This is a genomic window from Dactylosporangium vinaceum (assembly GCF_019904175.1).
Classification (GTDB): Bacteria; Actinomycetota; Actinomycetes; order Mycobacteriales; family Micromonosporaceae; genus Dactylosporangium; species Dactylosporangium vinaceum.
In genome coordinates this window covers 8,919,750-8,938,298 of sequence record NZ_CP061913.1, presented here as the reverse complement: position 1 = coordinate 8,938,298, position 18,549 = coordinate 8,919,750, and the positions used below count along the sequence as shown (strand labels likewise).

16 protein-coding genes are annotated in these 18,549 nt (G+C 71.2%); 8 read left to right on the top strand and 8 right to left on the bottom strand.

What is annotated here, in order from left to right; genetic code table 11:
* Nucleotides 1–11 precede the first annotated feature (11 nt).
* The 7 genes from Dvina_RS40060 to Dvina_RS40030 all read right to left on the bottom strand — a co-directional run bounded on the left by Dvina_RS40060 (nucleotide 12) and on the right by Dvina_RS40030 (nucleotide 8,152).
* A complete protein-coding gene (locus tag Dvina_RS40060) occupies nucleotides 12–1,412 on the bottom strand; it encodes a pectate lyase (RefSeq protein ID WP_223095206.1) in 1,401 nt (466 codons plus the stop codon).
* 117 nt (nucleotides 1,413–1,529) lie between these two features.
* Entirely contained in the window at nucleotides 1,530–1,886 is a 357-nt protein-coding gene (locus Dvina_RS40055) for a cupin domain-containing protein (RefSeq protein WP_223095204.1), read from the bottom strand.
* A complete protein-coding gene (locus Dvina_RS40050; RefSeq protein ID WP_223095202.1) occupies nucleotides 1,883–2,884 on the bottom strand; it encodes a Gfo/Idh/MocA family protein in 1,002 nt (333 codons plus the stop codon). Before Dvina_RS40050 ends, Dvina_RS40055 begins: the two co-directional genes overlap by 4 nt.
* 85 nt (nucleotides 2,885–2,969) lie before the next feature.
* Nucleotides 2,970–4,277 carry a mannitol dehydrogenase family protein gene (locus tag Dvina_RS40045; protein ID WP_223095200.1) on the bottom strand — a complete coding sequence of 436 codons (1,308 nt, stop codon included), beginning with the start codon at nucleotides 4,275–4,277 and terminating at the stop codon, nucleotides 2,970–2,972.
* Nucleotides 4,265–5,551, bottom strand: a complete 1,287-nt coding sequence (locus tag Dvina_RS40040) for an enolase C-terminal domain-like protein (RefSeq protein WP_223095198.1) — start codon at nucleotides 5,549–5,551, stop codon at nucleotides 4,265–4,267. The genes Dvina_RS40045 and Dvina_RS40040 overlap by 13 nt, the downstream gene beginning before the upstream one ends.
* Entirely contained in the window at nucleotides 5,548–6,960 is a 1,413-nt protein-coding gene (gene uxaC, locus Dvina_RS40035; protein ID WP_223095196.1) for a glucuronate isomerase, read from the bottom strand. The genes Dvina_RS40040 and uxaC overlap by 4 nt, the downstream gene beginning before the upstream one ends.
* The gene (locus Dvina_RS40030) at nucleotides 6,953–8,152 is read right to left on the bottom strand and encodes a Gfo/Idh/MocA family protein (protein WP_246656646.1); all 1,200 of its coding nucleotides are present in this window, start codon (nucleotides 8,150–8,152) and stop codon (nucleotides 6,953–6,955) included. The genes uxaC and Dvina_RS40030 overlap by 8 nt, the downstream gene beginning before the upstream one ends.
* 212 nt (nucleotides 8,153–8,364) lie before the next feature.
* Between Dvina_RS40030 and Dvina_RS40025 the strand changes: the two genes are divergently transcribed.
* From Dvina_RS40025 to Dvina_RS40005, 5 genes are read left to right on the top strand one after another with little or no spacing between them, the layout of a single operon-like run.
* Nucleotides 8,365–9,345 (top strand): LacI family DNA-binding transcriptional regulator, encoded by a 981-nt coding sequence (locus Dvina_RS40025; protein ID WP_223095192.1) that lies wholly within the window; start codon nucleotides 8,365–8,367, stop codon nucleotides 9,343–9,345.
* Nucleotides 9,346–9,395: 50 nt separating this feature from the next.
* The gene (locus Dvina_RS40020; protein ID WP_223095190.1) at nucleotides 9,396–10,691 is read left to right on the top strand and encodes an ABC transporter substrate-binding protein; all 1,296 of its coding nucleotides are present in this window, start codon (nucleotides 9,396–9,398) and stop codon (nucleotides 10,689–10,691) included.
* A 12-nt stretch (nucleotides 10,692–10,703) separates the two neighbouring features.
* Nucleotides 10,704–11,675 (top strand): carbohydrate ABC transporter permease, encoded by a 972-nt coding sequence (locus Dvina_RS40015; protein WP_380028725.1) that lies wholly within the window; start codon nucleotides 10,704–10,706, stop codon nucleotides 11,673–11,675.
* On the top strand, nucleotides 11,672–12,520 hold the full coding sequence (locus Dvina_RS40010) for a carbohydrate ABC transporter permease (RefSeq protein ID WP_223095188.1): 849 nt from the start codon (nucleotides 11,672–11,674) through the stop codon (nucleotides 12,518–12,520). Before Dvina_RS40015 ends, Dvina_RS40010 begins: the two co-directional genes overlap by 4 nt.
* A gap of 6 nt (nucleotides 12,521–12,526) precedes the next feature.
* On the top strand, nucleotides 12,527–13,114 hold the full coding sequence (locus tag Dvina_RS40005; RefSeq protein WP_223095186.1) for a hypothetical protein: 588 nt from the start codon (nucleotides 12,527–12,529) through the stop codon (nucleotides 13,112–13,114).
* A 161-nt stretch (nucleotides 13,115–13,275) separates the two neighbouring features.
* Here Dvina_RS40005 and Dvina_RS40000 read toward each other — a convergent pair whose 3' ends face one another.
* Complete coding sequence (locus tag Dvina_RS40000; protein WP_223095185.1) at nucleotides 13,276–14,409, bottom strand: cytochrome P450; 1,134 nt, start codon at nucleotides 14,407–14,409, stop codon at nucleotides 13,276–13,278.
* A gap of 260 nt (nucleotides 14,410–14,669) precedes the next feature.
* On the opposite strand from Dvina_RS40000, the gene Dvina_RS39995 reads away from it, so the two are divergent.
* Genes Dvina_RS39995 through Dvina_RS39985 form a run of 3 tightly spaced genes read left to right on the top strand, consistent with a single transcriptional unit; the run spans nucleotide 14,670 to nucleotide 18,530 of the window.
* Nucleotides 14,670–16,661: a polysaccharide deacetylase family protein gene (locus Dvina_RS39995; protein ID WP_223095183.1), complete on the top strand. Its 1,992-nt coding sequence runs from the start codon at nucleotides 14,670–14,672 to the stop codon at nucleotides 16,659–16,661.
* Nucleotides 16,662–16,671: 10 nt separating this feature from the next.
* Entirely contained in the window at nucleotides 16,672–17,868 is a 1,197-nt protein-coding gene (locus Dvina_RS39990; RefSeq protein ID WP_223095181.1) for a sensor histidine kinase, read from the top strand.
* The gene (locus Dvina_RS39985) at nucleotides 17,865–18,530 is read left to right on the top strand and encodes a response regulator (protein WP_223095179.1); all 666 of its coding nucleotides are present in this window, start codon (nucleotides 17,865–17,867) and stop codon (nucleotides 18,528–18,530) included. Before Dvina_RS39990 ends, Dvina_RS39985 begins: the two co-directional genes overlap by 4 nt.
* Nucleotides 18,531–18,549 lie beyond the last annotated feature (19 nt).

Here is an 18,549-nt window from a genome sequence, read left to right as displayed (position 1 = left end):
GCTGCACGTTGTTACTTGTAGGTGATGTCCGACGCGCTGAAGTTGCAGTGCCCGTCGCCCTGGCCGTCACCGAGGTACTTGGGCTCGCTGCCCTTGGCCACGCCCGTGTACTCGGCGCAGATGTGGATGCCCGACGAGCTCTGGACCACGACCCGGGTCAGCGTGGCGGTGTCGCCCCAGTTGGTGTTGATGCCCACCACGTACTTCGTGCTCACCAGCAGCACGTTGTCGACCACGACGTGGCGCTCGTAGTGGTTGGTGCAGTTGCCGCAGCCGCGGTACAGCTTGCCGATGCCGCTGGCGTAGAAGTCGCTGATGTGCACGGTCCCGTTGCCGTTGTGCTGGAACACCTTGTCGGTCGCGGACCGCGCGCCGCCGCCGATGACGTAGGAGTCACCGCCGCTGGTGCCCAGGAACGTGGCCGCGTCCTCGCCGACGTCCTCCCACCAGACGTTCTGGATGGTGCAGCGACCCAGGCAGTGCACGCCGTCACCGGCGGGCGAGCCGATGATGACGTTCTTCAGCGTCGCGCCGTCGGCCAGCTCGAACATCGGGTCCTGCGACTCGCTCTGGCCGCCGTCGCCGATGCAGCAGTACCGCTTCAGCCCACCGTCGAGCGTGCCGCTGACGGAGATCGTGCCGCTGACCGTGACCGAGCCGGTGGACGTGGGCCACGCGCCGGTCGGGGTGCTGCCACCGCCGCCGGTGCCGGTGGGCGTCGGCGTCGGGGTCGGGGTCGGGGACTTGGTGGGGCTCGCCGTGGAGCCCGGGCCCGTGGTGGTCGGGGTCGGGCCGGCCGTGTCGCTGACGGTGACGTCGTCGAACGCCGCGGCCGCATAGACGGTCTGCACGCCGATGCGGCCCTTGGCGACCGACGAGTTCGTCGCGGAGCCGACCGAGGTGCCGTCGACCGAGCCGGCGATGGTGCTGCCGGAGACGGACAGCGACAGGGTGTACCAGGTGCCGGTGCTCACCGTGCGCGAGACCTGCCCGAGCACGGTGACCGAGCCGCTGTTGACGGCCTGCAGCTGGACGCTGCCGGACAGCAGCGCGAGCCGGTAGAACGTCGTGGAGCTGGAGGCGCGGGCCAGCAGGGCGGCGTGGCCGCCGCTGCCGATCGAGGCCGGCTTGACGCGGGCCGAGACGGTGTAGTTCGTCCAGCCCGCGTCGCCGGCGAACTCCCGGGCGTTCTCGCTGCCCGAGCTGCTCTGGCTCAGCACCTTGGAGCCGTCGGAGACGACGGCCCACGTGCCGCCGGACTTCGACCAGCCGCCGGTGTCGCCGTCCTCGAAGTTGTCGCTGAACAGTGTGGCCGCGAACGCGAGCTGTGCGGCGGCCGCGGCCACGGCCGTGAACGCGGCGACGCCACCGGCCACGATCGGCCATCGGCGCCGCCTGGGTTGGGCTTCCATGCTTCCTCCGGTCAGGGAGACGTGACGCATGGGGTGTGCGGCTCGGACTGGGCGGGTCGGCCGCGATGCGAGGGGCTGAGGAACCGCCTTAGGAAAGCGGTTTCCTCAGCGCTCAAGCTAGACCGATGTCGATCCCGCGTCAACCGGTGAGAGGTGCATCCAGGTGAAGACGAGGGGCACGTCGCCGTCGCTGACGAGGTGGTGGTTCTCGCCGGGCTCGATGATGAGCAGGTCGCCCGCGGCGAACCGGGTCTCGGCCACGCCGTTGAGCTCCAGCACCCCGGCGCCCTGGACGATGGTGAAGATCTCCGGCACGTCGTGGACGTGCACGTCCGACTCCGGGTGGGTCCGGTGTCCGGGCGCGTCGTAGCGGCTGATCCCGCCGCGCTGGACCGGGCCCCAGCCCTGGCCGATGGCGGCGAGCGTGGCCGGGGTACCCCCGTCGGGCAGGTCGGCCAGTGACAGTTTCCTCATTGGAAGGCTCCGATCTCGCGGAAGTGGGCACGTTCGGCGGCGGCCCGGCGCACCAGGGCGGCGGCGCCCGGGATCTCGGGCCCGTCCTCCCGGCGGGCCAGGCGGGCCGGGTCGAGCAGTACGGGGTCGGGGGCGGCCAGGATCGCCTCGGCCAGCGCCACGAACGGCTCCGTGCGGGCCAGCGGGGCGAGCAGCGGCGCGTCGTGCTCGCGGTGGTCCAGGAGGTTCTCCAGCAGGCCGATGCGGCCGGGGACGACCTGGCCGTCGAGGCGGTCCTGGGCGTAGCCGACCTCGACCGTCCCCGCGCTGCCGGTGACGGTGATGTCGCCGGGCACGAACTCGCCGGAGCACAGGGTGACGGCCACGAACACGCCGCGGCCGTCGGGGCCGGTGAGGCGCAGCGTGGCCGTGTCCTCCACCTCGACGTCCGGCCGGGTGCGGTACCGGTCGAGGCTGAACGTCCACGGTGGACGGAGGTCGGTGATCGCCAGGGCCTGCATGAGCGCGTGCGCGAAGGGGTTCACGAGCGCGCCGTCCAGCCCGCGCCGGCCCGACCAGGAGGAGCGCCGCCAGTACTCGTCCGGCCGCCACCAGGCCCCGGCCACGGACGCCGAGTGCACCTCGCCGACCCGCTCGGCCAGCATCGGCATCGTCGGTGAGCCGAGCGCCTGGAAGTTCACCTGCAGGACCCGCCCGCGGGCCGCCGCGGCGAGCGTGCGGTGGTCGGCCAGGGTCAGCACCGGCGGCTTCTCCAGCAGCAGGTCGCAGCCGGCGTCCAGGACGTCGAGGGCGATCGGCAGGTGGGTGTGCGGCGGGGTGCAGACGATGACGACCTCGGGCTTGCGCTCGGCCAGCATCGTGCGGTGGTCGGTGTAGTCGTAGCCGGGCTGGACGTCGCAGGTGGCGACGAGCCGGGCCCGGTCGCCCAGCGCGTCGAGCGCGCGCAGGTGCCAGGCCCCGTGCCCGGCCGCGCCGATGAGCGCCACCGTGGTCGTCACGCCGTCACCTCCGCCGGCGGCGGCGCCGTCGCGGGCCGGCCCCGGGCCGGCTGGGCCGCGGCCCCTCCGCCGCCCTGCGGACCGCTCACCGCAGGGCCTGCAGGGTGCCGACCACGCCGTGGCGGTCCAGGTCGGCGCTCCACGCCGACAGCTGGGCGCGCAGCTCGGCGTCGTCGGCGAAGCCGGGCGGGAACACGGCGTCGAGCTCCAGCAGCGACGGGGTGGCCCGCAGCCGGTCGGCCATCGGGTCGTCGAGCGGCAGGGGAGTGCCGTCGTCGGCCGCCCCGCGCACGAACTTCATCCAGGCGGCGAGCACGAGCGTGGCGTACACCGGGACGCTGCCGGCCGCCCGCCGGTCGGCGATGGTGCCGAGGAGCCGCTGCGGCAGCTTCTGCGAGCCGTCCATGGCGATCTGGAGGGTGCGGTGGCGCAGGCCGGCGTTGGCGAAGCGCTCCAGGGCGCTGCGGCCGTACTGCTCGACGGTGACCCCGTCGGGCGGTGTGAGGGTCGGCGCGATGTCCGTGGCGATGAAACGTTCCATGGCCGAGCGCATCCCCGGCAGGGCCAGGGCCTGGTCGACCGTGCGGGCGCCGGCGAGCGCGCCGAGATAGGCCAGCGCCGAGTGCACCCCGAGCAGCGCCCGCAGCTTCAGCCCCTCCCACGGCGCGACGTCGTCGGTGATGACGGCGCCGGCCTGGTCCCACGCCGGCCGGCCGCCCGGGAAGTCGTTCTCGAGGACCCAGGCGTTGAACGGCTCCGCGGCCACGCAGGCCCGGTCCTCCAGGCCCAGCACGTCGCGCGCCGTCGCGTAGGTGGCGTCGGTGCTGGCCGGGACGATGCGGTCCACCATGGTGCTGGGGAACCCGATGAAGCTCACGTCGTCGAGCTCGGGCGTGATGAGCTCGCGCAGCCGCTGCCCGTTGGACGGCAGGTTGTCGCAGCTGACAAGCGCGATCGGGGCCTGCGTGGCGGCCCGGGCGCGCAGCCCGGCCAGCAGCAGCCGCATGATCCCGGAGTCGGCCCGGTACGCCTTCTCGGTCACCGTCAGCGTGACGACCCGCACGGCCGGGTCGGCCAGCAGGCGCTCGACCGCCGCCGGCGCGCTCGCCGCGTGCAGTGCCTGCGTGTGCACCCCGAGCACCCGCGGCGTCACCCGCTCGCCGTCGAGGGTCAGGACGCTGTACAGCCGGTCCTGCTCCAGCAGCGGGTCGAGCACGGCCCGGGACCGGGGTGCGACGGCGGCGATGCCCCAGTCCCCACCGGCCTTGCGGATCGCGTCCTCGGTAAAGACCGCCTCGTGGGCCCGGTGGAACGCGCCGAGCCCGAGGTGCACGATGCCGGTGCCGGGCGGCTCGATGACGTCGCGGAACGTGGAGCGGTTCAGGCGTTCCATACCGGTCCCTCCGGGAAGCTGTACTGCGCGATGGACTCGGGCCGCAGCTCGACGCTGTAGCCGGGCCGCTCGGGCAGCACGTAGCGGCCGTTCGCGATCCGCACCGGGTCGGTGAAGTGCTCGTGCAGGTGGTCGACGTACTCCACCATGCGCCCCTCCATCGAGCGGCTGACCCGCAGGTAGTCGAAGAACGACAGGTGCTGGACGTACTCGCACAGCCCGACCCCGCCCGCGTGCGGGCACACGGTGACCCCGAACTTGGCCGCGAGGAGCAGCTCGGCCAGGACCTCGCCGACGCCGGCCACCCGGCAGGCGTCGACCTGCATGATGCCGATGGCGCCGGCCTGGAGCAGCTGCTTGAAGATGACTCGGTTGGCGGCGACCTCACCGGTGGCGACCTTGCAGCGGTCGCCGAGGGCGCGCTGGATCGCGGCGTGGCCGAGGACGTCGTCGGCGTGGGTGGGCTCCTCGATCCAGTACGGCTCGAAGGCGACCAGGCGCTCCATGTTGGCGATCGCCACGCCGACGTCCCAGACCTGGTTGGCGTCCATCATGAGCCGCGCGGCCGGCCCGATCTCGGCGCGGATGATGCCGGCCCGGCGCACGTCGTCCTCGATCGGGCCGCCGACCTTCATCTTGAACGCGTCGAAGCCGTCCTTCACCGCCTGGCGGGTCAGGGACCGGACCTTCTCGTCGTCATAGCCGAGCCAGCCGACGGATGTCGTGTAGGAGGGGAAGCCGTGCTCGGTCGCGTGGGCCAGCCGCTCGCCGTAGCCGTCCAGGCCGCCGTCGAGGATCGCGGCGGCCTCCTCGGGGCTCAGCGCGTCGGTGATGTGGTTGAAGTCGACCGCCGCGACCAGGTCCGCGGTCGGCAGCTCGGCGAGCAGCCTCCACAGCGGCTTGCCGTCGAGGCGGGCGCGCAGGTCCCACACGGCGTTGAGGATCGCCCCGGCCGCCATGGCCACGACGCCCTTCTCCGGGCCGAGCCAGCGCACCTGCACGTCGGCGGTGATCGTCCGCTGGCCGGCGGCGGTGCACAGGTCCTCGACCGCGTGGCCCACGACGTGGTGCTCGAGGGCCCGGACGGCCGCGCAGGTGATCTCGTTGCCGCGGCCGTTGGTGAAGGTGAGGCCGAAGCCCTGGGTGCCTTCCGCGGTGTCGAGCACGACGTAGGTGGCCGAGTAGTCGCCCTTGTTGATGGCGTCGGAGCCGTCGCCGGCCGCGGCGGTCGGGAACCGCACGTCGTGGACGGTCAGGCCGGTGATGAGGGTCACGCGGAAGCTCCATTGTGGACGGTGCGCGCGTAGACGCGCTTCGGCAGGTGGTAGGCGAGGTCGGCGATGGTCTCGGCGGCCTCGTCGAGCGGCAGGCGGTGCTCGGCGACGAGCCGGGCCAGGAAGCCGGCGTCGACGCGGCGGGCGACGTCGTGGCGGACCGGGATCGAGCAGAAGGCGCGGGTGTCGTCGACGAACCCGGCGGTGTTGTAGAAGCCGGCGGTCTCGGTGACGGCCTCGCGGTATCGGCGCAGGCCCTCGGGGCTGTCCAGGAACCACCAGGGCGCGCCGAGGAAGACGGCCGGGTAGCCGCCGGCCAGCGGGGCCAGCTCGCGGGTGAACGCGGTCTCGTCGAGCGTGTAGAGCACGATCCGGAACCGCGGGTCGGTGCCGAGCTCGTCCAGCAGCGGCTTGAGCGCGCGGACGTACTCGGTCGGGCTGGGGATGTCGCCGCCGACGTCGCGGCCGTGCCGGGCGTAGAGCGCCGCGTTGTGGTTGCGCACGGCCCCCGGGTGCAGCTGCATGACCAGGCCGTCCTCGACCGACATGCGGGCGAACTCGACGAGCATGTGGGCCCGGAACGTCTCGGCGTCGCCCGGCTCGGCCCGGCCCCCGAGCGCCCGGTCGAACAGCGCCGCCGCCTGCTGCGGCGCCAGGGCGAGGGTGGCCGCGGTCGGGTGGCCGTGGTCGCTGGAGGTGGCCCCGGCGGCGATGAACGCCTGGCGGCGCTCGCGGAGCCGGTCCAGGAACTGCGCGTAGGTGCCCGCGCCGAGCTGCGCGACCCGGTCGGCCCAGCCGGGCCAGTCCAGGTCGACGAGGTCGTCGGGGCGGAAGGTGGTGATGACCCGCCCGCCCGGGCCGCCCCAGCCGTCGGCGGCGAGCTTGGCGTGGGCGCCGAGGTCGGACAGCGGCGACTCGGTGGTCGCGAGGACCTCCAGGTTGAACCGCTCGAACAGGGCCCGCGGCCGGAACTCGGGGCTCGCCAGGCGCTCGGCGATGGTGTCGTAGACCCGGTCGGCCGTGTCCGCGTTCAGCGGGCCGTCCACGCCGAACACCTCGGCCAGCACGCGCTCGGTCCACAGCCGCGACGGGGTGCCGCGGAACAGGTGCCACTGCGCGGCCAGCCGCCGCCAGATCGTGCGCCCGTCGGTCTCCACCGGCGATCCGTCGAGCGACGGCACGCCCAGGTCGGCCGGGGCGACGCCCTGGCTGGCCAGCATCCGGGTGACGTAGTGGTCGGGCACCACGATCAGCCGGGCCGGGTCCGGGAACGGCTGGTCGTCGGCCAGGATGGCCGGGTCGACGTGGCCGTGCGGGCTGATCAGCGGCAGACCTTTGGCGTGCCCGTACAGCTCGCGGGCGATCGCGCGGACCCCGGGTTCGGCGGGGAGCAGGTGGTCCTCATGCATTGACGATTCCAGCCTTGAGCTCGGCGGTGCGGACGGGCCGACCGGTGATGATTGACTCGTTGGCGGCGAGCCCGACGAGGAGGGCGCGGGCCCCGGCGGCGGCGTCCGCGGAGCGGCCCAGCGGGTCGGGCGGCGCGTCCGGATCGAGCAGCTGGGCCAGCATCCGCACGTCGGCGCCGCCGTGGCCCTCGCGGCGGTACCCCTCCACGGGCACCTCCACCGGAGCGCCGAAGAAGCGGCGCAGGCGCAGGCTCGCGGTGCCCGGCTCGCGATGGCCCTTGAGGGAGTCGGCGGCCTCGGCCGAGACGTGGTCGGTCTCGGTCACGTCCAGCTCGAGCCGGCCGCGGCTGCCGTTGAAGGCGATACGGTACCCCTCCCAGGGCGCGTAGGCCGTCAGGTGATACGTGAGGGTCGCGCCGCGAGCGTAGCGCACCATCACCGCCAGATCGTCCTCGATCGTCACGCCGGGAGCGAAGACGTCCTGGTCGCGGTGGTACCCGTCGGCCCGCACGGCCGCCTCGCCGTAGAGCGCGGCGAGGTCGGGGTCGCCCATGTCGATCGCGAACTTCCCGGCGCCGTGGCCGGCACCCGCAGTACCGTAGAAAAACAATCTTCCGTCGGCGTAGACCGACGTAGGGTCGTCGTCGAGCCACCAGTTGACCAGGTCGAAGTGGTGTCCGGCCTTGTGGACCAGCAGCCCCCCGGAGTCGGCCTTGTCGCGGTGCCAGCGCCGGAAGTAGTCGGCACCGTGGCGCACGTCGAGCAGCCACTCGAAGTGCACCGAGCCGACCTCGCCGATCTCGCCGGATGCCAGGATGCGTTTCACCGCCTCGTGCAGCGGGTTGTAGCGATAGTTGAATGTAACTTGCACGCGGCGGCCCGTGCGCGCGACGGCGTCGAGGATTCGCGCGCAGCGCTGCGCGTCGATCGTCATCGGCTTCTCGGTGAGCACGTCACAGCCGGCTTCGAGGGCCGCGACGATGTACTCGTCGTGGTAGCGGTCGACGGTGCAGACGATCACCACGTCGACCCGCTCACGCTCGATCATCTCGGCGAACGCGCCGGCCGGATAGGCCGGGACGGGTCGGTCGAGGCGGTCGTTGTGCACGGCGATGCGGACCGGGTTCGGGTCGGCGAGGGCGACGAGCTCGCTGGTGCCGCGGTGCTCGCCGGTGAGCGCCCGCACGAACATGGCCGCCCGCGATCCGGTGCCGACGATCGCATAGCGCTTGTTCAAGGAACCCCCTTGGGGCTGCAAAGGTTTGCAGCAAACTATGCGCAAAGGGGCCTGGCGGGGTCAATACCAGCGCGAAACTTCCATTGAGGGGCGTTGACACGGGAGCAAACGTTTGCATAATTGGCTGCACCCGGTGACCCGCATCACGGTCTTTGAGAGGACTCCACGTGCCCGCCACGATCCGAGATGTCGCCCGCGCCTCCGGCGTCCATGTCTCCACCGTGTCGCGCACCTTCTCGGCACCGCATCTGGTCAACCCCGACACGCGCAGCCGCGTGCTGTCCACCGCGGAGAGCATGGGCTACCGGCCCAACCGCGCCGCCCGCGCCCTGATCACCGGCCGCACCCACAACATCGGGCTGATCGTCGCGGACATCGCGAACCCGTTCTTCCCGCCGCTCATCAAGGCCGCCGAATCCCAGTCGCGCCAGCGCGACTACCACCTGTTCGTCGCCGACACGAACGAGGACCCCGTGGTCGAGGAGCAGCTCGTCCACGCCCTCGCCAAACAGGTCGACGGCGTGCTGCTGTGCAGCCCGCGCATGAGCAACGACCTGATCGAGAAGCTCCGCAAGGAGGTGCCGCTCGTCGTGGTCAACCGGCCCGTCGAGGGGCTGCCCGCGGTCGTCATGGACGTCGCCAGCGGCGCCCGGACCGCCATCGAACACCTGGTCGGCCTCGGCCACCGCGACATCGCCCTGCTGGGCGGGCCGCGCGGCTCGTGGACCAACCGGGAGATCCGCCGCTCCGCAACCGCCGCGGCCAAGGCCGCGGGTGCCACGCTCACGGTCCTCGGGCCCTTCCAGCCCACGGAGGCGGCCGGATCGGCCGCCTGCGCGGCGGTGCTGGCCACCGGGGCGACCGCCGTGCTGGTCTACAACGACCTCATGGCGATCGGCCTGCTCGAAGGGCTGCACGACCGCAATGTGAGCGTGCCGGGTGAGATCAGCGTCGTCGGCATCGACGACATCATGCTCAGCCGGCTGGTGCGCCCGAAGCTCACCACCGTGGCCACCCCGACCGCGGCCGCCGGACGGGCGGCCGTGGACATGCTGCTGCACCACGAAGACGAACAGCGCTCAACCGCACTTGTCACGCTCCAGACCCAACTGGTCATCCGCGACTCCACCGGTCCCGCGCCGGTCTGACCCCAGTTGTCGCGGCCACGTGCCAGAGACAGACACAGGAGTGTTATTCGATGTCCGGAACACCCCGTCGCCGGCTGCTCGCGGTAGCCGCCGCCGCCGCTCTGCTCGTACCCCTCGCCGCGTGTGGTGACGACTCCGGCGGCTCGCCGTCGGCCGACTCCACGAAGCCGGTGGAGCTGAGCTTCTTCTGGTGGGGCGGCGATGCGCGCGCCAAGCTCACCGAGGACGCACTGAAGCTGTACACCGCGAAGCACCCCAACGTCACGTTCAAGACGACATGGCAGGCCAACCAGGGCTACTTCGACAAGCTGGCGACCCTCACGGCCGGCAACGCCGCGCCCGACATCTTCCAGATCGACGACAACTTCCTCACCGAGTACGCGTCGCGCAACGTCACGCTGGACCTGAGCTCGTACCAGAAGTCCGGCAAGCTCGACACCTCCAAGTTCCCCGAGAGTCTGTGGAAGTACGGCGAGGTCGACGGCAAGCTGGCCGGCGTCGCGTTCGGCGAGAACACGCAGGGCCTGGTCTACAACAAGACGAAACTGGCGGCGGCGAACCAGCCGGAGCCCAAGACCGGCATGAGCTGGCCCGAGTTCATCACCTGGGCCCAGACGGCCGGTGCGGCGACGAAGGTCCCCGGCACCCAGGACCCGAGCGCCGACTACAAGGCGTTCTGGGTGTGGCTGCGCCAGCAGGGCAAGGACCTGTACAAGGGCAAGGAGCTCGGCTTCACCGCCCAGGACGTGACCGCCTGGTTCGACCTGTGGAAGGGCGCCCGCGACGCCAAGGCGACGCCGACCGCTGACGTGATCCGCGAGGGCAACGCCACGGACGTCACCAAGCAGCTCGTCGTCACCGGCAAGGCCCTCACCTCGTGGGTGTGGGTCAACCAGCTGCCGGAGCTGCAGAAGAACACCAAGGACGAGCTCGGCGTGATGGCCTACCCGGGCGACCCCAAGGCCCAGTGGGCGCGCGCGTCGATGTACTTCTCGGTGTACCGCGGCAGCGACAAGAAGGACGTGGCCGTCGACGTCATCAACTTCCTGGCCAACGACCCGGAGGCCGGCAAGGTCCTCGGCACCGACCGCGGCCTGCCGTCGAACCTGGACGTCCGCACCGCCGTCGAGAGCGCCGTCACCGACAAGGCGATGAAGACCTCCATCGACGTCGAGAACACGCTCGGCAAGACCTTCGGCCCGTCCCCGACGGTGCCGCTCAAGGGTCACAGCACGCTGCGCTCGGAGCTGATCAAGGCCGCCGAGTCGGTGCAGGCCGGCAAGGCGTCCTCCCAGCAGGCCGCCGACGCGTTCATCAGCGCCGTGAAGACGGCCATCTCCAAGTAGGGAACGCTTCCAGTGGCTGTCACCGCGACGGCACGGCCAGCGCCGCGACACTCCGCCCAGGCCCCCTCGGGGTCTGGGCGGGGGGTCCGCCGCGAGGGCCGGGCCGGCTACGTCTTCCTGTCACCCTGGCTGCTCGGCTTCGGTGCGTTCACGCTCCTGCCGATGCTCGGCTCGCTCTTCCTGAGCTTCACCGACTACGACATCCTCTCGGACTGGTCGGAGCTGCACTTCGTCGGCTTCGACAACTACGTGCGGATGTTCACCGACGACCCGGCGTTCTACCACGCGGTCACGGTGACGGTGCTCTTCGGCGTCATCGCGGTCCCGCTCAAACTGGCCGCCGCATTCGGCGTCGCCCTGCTGCTCAACCGGCGGATGCGCGGCGTCGGGCTGTTCCGCGGCCTGTTCTACCTGCCGTCGCTGCTCGGCGGCAGCGTGGCCCTGGGCTTCGTGTGGTATTCGATGTTCAACCGCGAGGGCTCGTTCAACCGCCTGCTCGCGCTGTTCGGCATCCACGGCGAGGGCTGGGTCAACGACCCCGACTGGGCCCTGGGCACCCTGATCCTGCTGGCGGTGTGGCAGTTCGGCGCACCGATGGTCATCTTCCTGGCCGGCCTCAAGCAGGTCCCGGTGGAGCTCTACGAGGCCGCCGCCGTCGACGGCGCCGGCGCGTGGCGCAAGTTCGTGTCGGTGACGATGCCCATGATGTCGCCTGTCATCTTCTTCAACCTGGTGCTCGAGACCATCCACGGCTTCCAGGGCTTCACCTCGGCGTTCGTCATCTCCGGCGGCACCGGCGGCCCGGTCGACTCCACCCTCATGTACACGCTCTACCTGTACATCAAGGGCTTCACCGACTACGAGATGGGCTACGCCTCGGCGCTGGCCTGGGTCTTCCTCGCCGCGATCGGCCTGTTGACGGTCGTGCTGTTCAGCACCGGCCGCTTCTGGGTGCACTACTCCGACGGAGGCGACGACCGATGACCGCGATCAAGGCGAGCGCCAGGTATCTCGTGGTCCTGGCGATCCTGCTCATCATCCTGTACCCGCTGGTGTGGATGGTCGGCAGCAGCTTCAAGAGCCAGGAGGAGGTGCTGAGCAACGTCTCCGTCTGGCCGCAGAGCTGGACCCCGTCCAACTACCCGGACGGGTGGGCCCACTTCCAGAGCGCCGCCGTCACCTTCGGCCGGTTCTTCTTCAACAGCGCCCTGGTCTCCCTGCTTGTCGTGGTCGGCAACGCGGTCTCCTGCCTGCTGGCCGCCTACGCCTTCGCGCGCCTGCGGTTCAAGGGCCGCCGGATCTGGTTCGCCGTCATGATCGGCACCCTGCTGCTGCCCGGCCACGTCCTCATCGTGCCGCAGTTCATCCTGTTCAAGCAGCTGGGCCTGGTCGGCGGCGAGTTCCCCTACCTGCCGCTGATCGTGCCGCACTTCCTGGCCACCGAGGCGTTCTTCGTCTTCCTCATGGTCCAGTTCATGCGCGGCATCCCCCGCGAGCTGGACGAGGCCGCGAAGATCGACGGCTGCTCACCGTTCGGCGTGTTCCGCAGCGTGATCCTCCCCCTGTCGCGCCCCGCGCTGGTGACCACCGCGATCTTCTCGTTCATCTGGACCTGGAACGACTTCTTCCGCCAGCTCGTCTACGTCTCGGAGACCACGAAGAACACGGTCCCGGTGGCGCTGCGGGCGTTCATCGACTCCTCGGGCCAGGTCTCGGTGGGCCCGATGTTCGCGATGTCGGTCCTGTCGCTGGTCCCGGTGTTCCTGTTCTTCCTGGCCTTCCAGCGGATGCTCGTCGAGGGCATCAACACCTCGGGCCTGAAGGGATAGGTCGCCGTGAGACGAGACTGGTCGGAGACGATCACGGTCGCCGCGGACGTGGCCCTGGTGGGCCTGTTCGTGACCGTGGCATCGGTACCGCTGGTGACCCTCGGCGCCGCGGTGCGCACGGGCTCATCGGCGGTGGGCGTGATCGCCCGCGGCGAGAAGGTGTCGCTCCCGGCGATGTGGCGGCTCTTCCGCGCCTCGCTGGTGCGCGGCCTCCTCGCGTCGCTGGCGGCGTCCGCCCTCGTCCTCCTGCTGGTCTACAACGTCGGCGCCGTGGCCGGCGGCCGGGTCCCGGGCGGGTCGCCCGCGCTGGCCGGCACCGGCGTCGCGGTCGTCGTGCTGCTCGCGATCGGCATGCTCACCCTCGTCCGCCTGGGCCGGGGCACGTCCCCGTCCAGCTGGCGCGAGGCGCTGCGCTGGGCCGCCCGCACAGCATGGCGGCAACCGGGTGCGGCGGCGGCGGTGGCCGGGGTGTCGGCCGTCGCCGCCGCGCTCGCCCTGTTCGTCCCCCTGACCGCGCCCCTGCTGGTCGGCTACGCCCTGTACGCCGCCCACGCCGTCACCACCCGCCTGGTCAAGTCCCCGAGCCCCGCGTGATGGCCGCCTGGACCATCGCCGACGCCTGGTCCCTGCCCGCCGGCGCCTTCCAGCGCGCCGTCCAGGCCCACCTGCGCGGCTGACCCGGGAGGTCGCGGAGGCGCGGCGGCGACGCCCACGCCGGCGCAGCACTCGAGGGGACGCGGACCGGCTTCACGCCGTCATTGCGGGGCGAGCTCCACGGTCAGGCCGCGCAGTTCGTAGGCGGCGATGTCCTCCTTGAACGACACGCGCGGCGGGGTGGCCATGCGCAGGCCGTCCAGGGCGAACAGCCGGTGCACGAAGATGTCGGTCTCCTGCAGCGCCACGTGCGCGCCCGGGCAGCGGTGCGGGCCGTCACCGAAGCTGAGGCCGGGGCCGCCGGCCGCGAGCGCGTCGGGGTCGAGGTTGGCGTTCGTGATGCTCACGTCGACCCTGGAGCCGGCCGGGATCGCGATCGGGCCGGAGGGGCCGGGCACCTCGACCTCGGCGGTGGTGCGCCGCTTCAGCGTCGACACCACCGGCTCCAGGCGGAGCAGCTCCTCCAGCACGGCCAGCCGCCCGGCCGGGTCGGCGGCCATGTAGCGGGCCCGCAGGTCGGCGTCGGTGAACAGGTGCCAGGCGACCACGTTGATGAACTCGCGGGTCGTGATCATGCCGGCCGGGGCGAACGTCAGGCACTCGCCCAGAATGTCGCCGTCGGAGCAGCCCTCGTCGATCAGGTGGGAGATGACGTCGTCGGCGCGTTCGCGGCGGCGGGCGCGGATCGCCGGGCGGACGTCGCACATGTAGAAGGCGAGGGTCCAGAAATTCTGGCGGGCGAACCAGTACACCCCACTCGGGCTCGTGAAGCCCGGCTGCCCGTACTGCTCCGGGAAGAACTTCTCCAGCCGGTACGGCATGCCCGGGCGCCCGCCGGTCAGCCCCATCACCGCGGCGGCGACGGCCACGGCCAGGCGGAAACTCAGCTGCGACAGGTCGGCCCGGCGCTCCCGGCGCAGGCGATCGAGCTGCTCGTCGGCGATGCGCTCCATGAGCGCGCGGTAGGCGGCGTCGACGCGGCGGGGCGTGAAGTAGCGGGCGGTCTGCCGGCGGTGCTCGCGGTGCTCCTCGCCGTCGCGGTAGAGGACGGGGCGGCGGATCCGCTTCGGCATCTTCTCGATGCCCTCGACGTTCATGCCGGCCTGGACGGTCTCGGTGCTGCGCAGCAGGGCGCGGCCCGCGGAGTACCCCCGCAGCCGCCACACCCCGTCACCGTCGTGGGCCACGGGGCACCCGCTCACCGTGTCGTTGCGGTCGATCTTCCGAACAGCCACGGGGGAGACGCTACGGAAGGTGGCCCATGAACAGCAGGGGTCTCACCACTTTTGGGTGACTCTCAGTATCACCCCGCGCGCGTTGGAGTTAATCCGAACGTGCACTCTCCAACCGGCTAATCTGCGAGTCATCGCAGGTCACGACCGCGGGGATCAGCAATGTCGTGAGCGCGTCCCCACTGTGCGTTGACTCGATATGGGGACGATTGGTCTGATACCCCGTCCGAAGTTGCTCAACGGGAAAAAAGGGGTACCGGCGCGTGCGACTGTACAGATTACTCATCGGCACGGTCCTCGCGGCCGTTGTCTCCGCGCTGTTGCCGAACGTGACGGCGTTCGCGGTCGGGGCCAACCTCATCGGGAACCCCTCGGCGGAGACGGCGTCGGGGTCCGGGCCGGCCAGCTGGACGTTCGACAGGTGGGGGACCAACACCGCGACGTCCACGTGGCAGACGACCGGCAAGGACGGGCGGCGGAGCCTGGCCATCACCATGACCGCCCGCACCTCCGGTGACGCGAAGTGGATGGCGGCGCCGGTGACGGTGAAGCCGAGCACCAAGTACGTCGTCTCCGACTGGTACATCGGGACCGTCAAGACCTCCCTCGAGGTCGTCTACACCAACGCCGCCGGCAAGCAGACGTTCGTCTGGCTGGCCGACGCCCCCGTCTCGGCCGCGTGGAAGCAGCTCTCGATCGAGTTCACCACGCCCGCCGACGCGGTGAAGGCGTCGGTCTACCACGTGCTGGCGGCCAAGGGCAGCCTGCAGACCGACCTGTACTTCCTCGCCGAGTCCGGCGCCGCGGACCCGACGCCCACGCCGGCCTCGGTCCAGATCACCGCGCCCGCCGAGGGTGCCACCGTCTCCGGCACGCAGCAGGTGACCGCCACCGCCAGCGCCGACGTGCTGGGCGTCAAGTTCGCCGTCGACGGCGTCGACCTGGCCGCCGAGGACACCGCCGCGCCGTTCGCCGCCGCCTGGGACTCGAAGAAGGCCACCAACGGCGTCCACACGGTCACCGCCACCGCCCGGACCGCCTCCAGCGCCACCGCCGCGCAGTCGAAGGTCACGGTCACCGTCAACAACACGACCACGACGCCGCCGCCCCCGACCACGACCGGCAACCTGATCGCCAACCCCGGGGTCGAGACCGCCAACGGCACCGCCCCGGCCGGCTGGACCAGCTCGACCTGGGGCACCAACACCACCGCGTTCAGCTACCTCACGACCGGGCACACCGGCAGCCACAGCGTGAAGACGCAGATCTCGCAGTACACCAGCGGCGACTCGAAGTGGAGCCCGGCCGCGGTCACCGTCACGCCGGGCAAGACCTACCAGTACTCGAACTGGTACCAGTCGAGCGTCGACAGCGAGATCGACGTCGAGGTCACCATGACCGACGGCTCGGAGCAGTACGCGTACCTGGCCGCCGCACCCACGTCCGCGGCCTGGGCGAAGGTCAGCGCGCAGTACACGGTCCCGGCCGGCGCCACGAAGATCACCGTGTTCCAGGTGCTGGCCAAGGTCGGCTGGGTCACGTCGGACGACTTCAGCCTGGCCGAGTACACCCCGGCCCAGCTCAACCGGGCGCTCGTCAGCCTCACGTTCGACGACGGCTGGAAGACGCAGTACACCGCGGGTCTGCCGCTGCTGGACAAGTACAACATGGACGCCACCTACTACGTCCTGACCAGCACCACCGACTACCCGGACTACATGACCAAGGCGGAGATGCTCAACCTGCCCGCCCACGGCATCGAGGTCGCCTCGCACACCGTCGACCACCCGCACCTGCCGACGATGACCGCCGCGCAGATCGACGCCGAGCTCAAGGACAGCCAGGCGACGCTGCGCCAGTGGTACGGCACCAACACCGTGGCGAAGAACTTCGCGACCCCGTTCGGCGAGTACAACGCGAACGTGATCGCCAGCAGCAAGAAGTACTACCGCTCGCACCGCTCGACCGACGAGGGGTACAACACCAAGGACAGCACCGACGTCTACAACATCAAGGTGCAGAACATCCTGAACACCACCACGCCGGCCCAGGTCGGCCTGTGGATCGACCAGGCGATCCGGGACAAGAGCTGGCTGGTGCTCGTCTACCACGAGGTGAGCGCGACGGCCGAGGACCCGACCTACGCCGTGACGCCGGCCAACCTGGACAAGGAGCTGCAGCTCATCCAGTCCAAGGGCATCACCGTGAAGACGGTTGACCAGGCTCTGGACGAGGTGACGCCCCAGCTGTCATAGCATGTCGATCGTGGGGTGGATCGCGCGCGGCTTGTGGGGGCTCATCGCCGCCAAGGATCCGCCGGTCCACCCCAGGACCAAGGTCGGCCGGGCGCTGCCCATGGCCGGCGCCATCCTCGGCATCCTGTGCGGGCTGCTCGCGTTCGAGTATTACCAGGGCAACGTCCCCGAGGCCGATACCCGCAACTGGATCCAGATCATCGCCTGCTCGATCCTGATCGCCGTGCCGATCGGGATCGTCGCCACCCGGCCGCTGCTGGCCTGGCGCATCGCGTTCTTCGCCGCGATCTACACCAGCCTCGTCCTGAAGATCGTCCAGGGCACGCCGTGGCCGTTCCAGCCGGTGCAGATCATGAGCTACCCGGTGATCCTCTTCGTGGTCGCCGTCCGGCACCGCCGTGAGGTCGTCGTCGCGGCCGGGCTCAGTGCCTTCCTGCTGATCCTCGCGTACGTCAACCCCGGCAACGTCGCCGGCCTGTTCCTGCTGGTGCTGGCCGTGCTTGTCATCGGCGACCAGATCCGCCGCCGCCGCGAGGTCCAGCGCGAACTGGCCGAGGAGGCCGAGCGCACGGAGCTGGCGCAGGCCCGGCGCGCGATCGCCGAGGAGCGCAACCGGATCGCCCGCGAGATGCACGACATCGTCGCGCACCACATGTCCCTCATCGCCGTGCGGGCCGAGACCGCTGTCTACCGCATCGAGGGCGTCCCACCGGCCGTCGCCGAAGAGCTTCAGGCCATCGCCGGTACGTCGAGAGAAGCGCTCACCGAGATGCGTCGCCTGCTCGGTGTCCTGCGCGACGACTCGGTCCCGCTGACCGAGCCCCAGCCCACGCTGGAGGAGCTGTCCGGCCTGATCCGGGAGGCCCGCGCGGCCGGCGTCCAGATCGAGTACTCGCCCGCCCCCGGCATCGAGGTCCCGCCCGGCGTCGGCCTGGCCGCCTACCGGATCGTCCAGGAGGCGCTCTCCAACGCCCGCCGCCACGCCGCCGGCGCCCCGGTCGCCATCGTCATCTTCCGCGACCAGGCGGAGCTGCGGGTCTTCGTCCGCAACGAGCCCACGGGCCGCCCCCTGGTCCCGGAGGGCAAGGGTCACGGCCTGATCGGCATGCACGAGCGCGCCACCGCCATCGGCGGCACCCTGCGTGCCGCCCCCGCCGCCGACGGCGGTTACGAGGTCGTCGCGACACTGCCCCTGGGAGACGCATGATCAAGATCCTCATCGTCGACGACCAGGCGATGGTCCGCCAGGGCTTCGCCGCGCTGCTGGCCGCCCAGCCCGACTTCACGGTCGTCGGTGACGCCCCCGACGGCGAGCAGGGCGTGACCCTGGCCCGCGAGCGCGCCCCCGACGTCGTCCTGATGGACATCCGCATGCCGGTCCTCGACGGCCTCCAGGCGACCCGCCGCATCCTCGGCGTCGGCGCGCACCTGCACCGCCCGAGGGTCCTCATCCTGACCACGTTCGACCTCGACGACTACGTCTTCGAGGCGCTGCGCGCGGGCGCGTCCGGCTTCCTGCTCAAGGACGCCCCGGCGGCCGAGCTCGTCAACGCCGTGCGGGTCGTCGCGGCCGGCGAGGGCCTGCTCGCGCCGTCGGTGACCCGCAAGCTCATCGAGGAGTTCGCCGCGCGCCCGCGCGCCGTCACCCACCAGCCGGCCCGGCTGCGCGACCTGACCCCGCGCGAGATCGAGGTGCTGCGGCTGATCGCCCGCGGCCGCTCCAACGCCGAGATCGCCGAGACCCTCGTCGTCGCCGAGCAGACGGTGAAGACCCACGTGAGCCGGGTGCTGCAGAAGCTCGACCTGCGCGACCGGGCCCAGGCCGTCGTCTTCGCCTACGAGACGGGCGTGGTCACCGCGGGAGAGTAGTACCCCGGTAGCACCGGCG

Excerpts from the sequence above, each read along its gene's own strand:
- uxaC (WP_223095196.1), bottom strand. The coding sequence starts at position 6,960 with ATGCATGAGGACCACCTGCTCCCCGCCGAACCCGGGGTCCGCGCGATC.
- Dvina_RS40020 (WP_223095190.1), top strand. The coding sequence starts at position 9,396 with ATGTCCGGAACACCCCGTCGCCGGCTGCTCGCGGTAGCCGCCGCCGCC.
- Dvina_RS40010 (WP_223095188.1), top strand. The coding sequence starts at position 11,672 with ATGACCGCGATCAAGGCGAGCGCCAGGTATCTCGTGGTCCTGGCGATC.
- Dvina_RS39985 (WP_223095179.1), top strand. The coding sequence starts at position 17,865 with ATGATCAAGATCCTCATCGTCGACGACCAGGCGATGGTCCGCCAGGGC.
- Dvina_RS40060 (WP_223095206.1), bottom strand. The coding sequence starts at position 1,412 with ATGGAAGCCCAACCCAGGCGGCGCCGATGGCCGATCGTGGCCGGTGGC.
- Dvina_RS40055 (WP_223095204.1), bottom strand. The coding sequence starts at position 1,886 with ATGAGGAAACTGTCACTGGCCGACCTGCCCGACGGGGGTACCCCGGCC.
- Dvina_RS40030 (WP_246656646.1), bottom strand. The coding sequence starts at position 8,152 with ATGTTCGTGCGGGCGCTCACCGGCGAGCACCGCGGCACCAGCGAGCTC.
- Dvina_RS40045 (WP_223095200.1), bottom strand. The coding sequence starts at position 4,277 with ATGGAACGCCTGAACCGCTCCACGTTCCGCGACGTCATCGAGCCGCCC.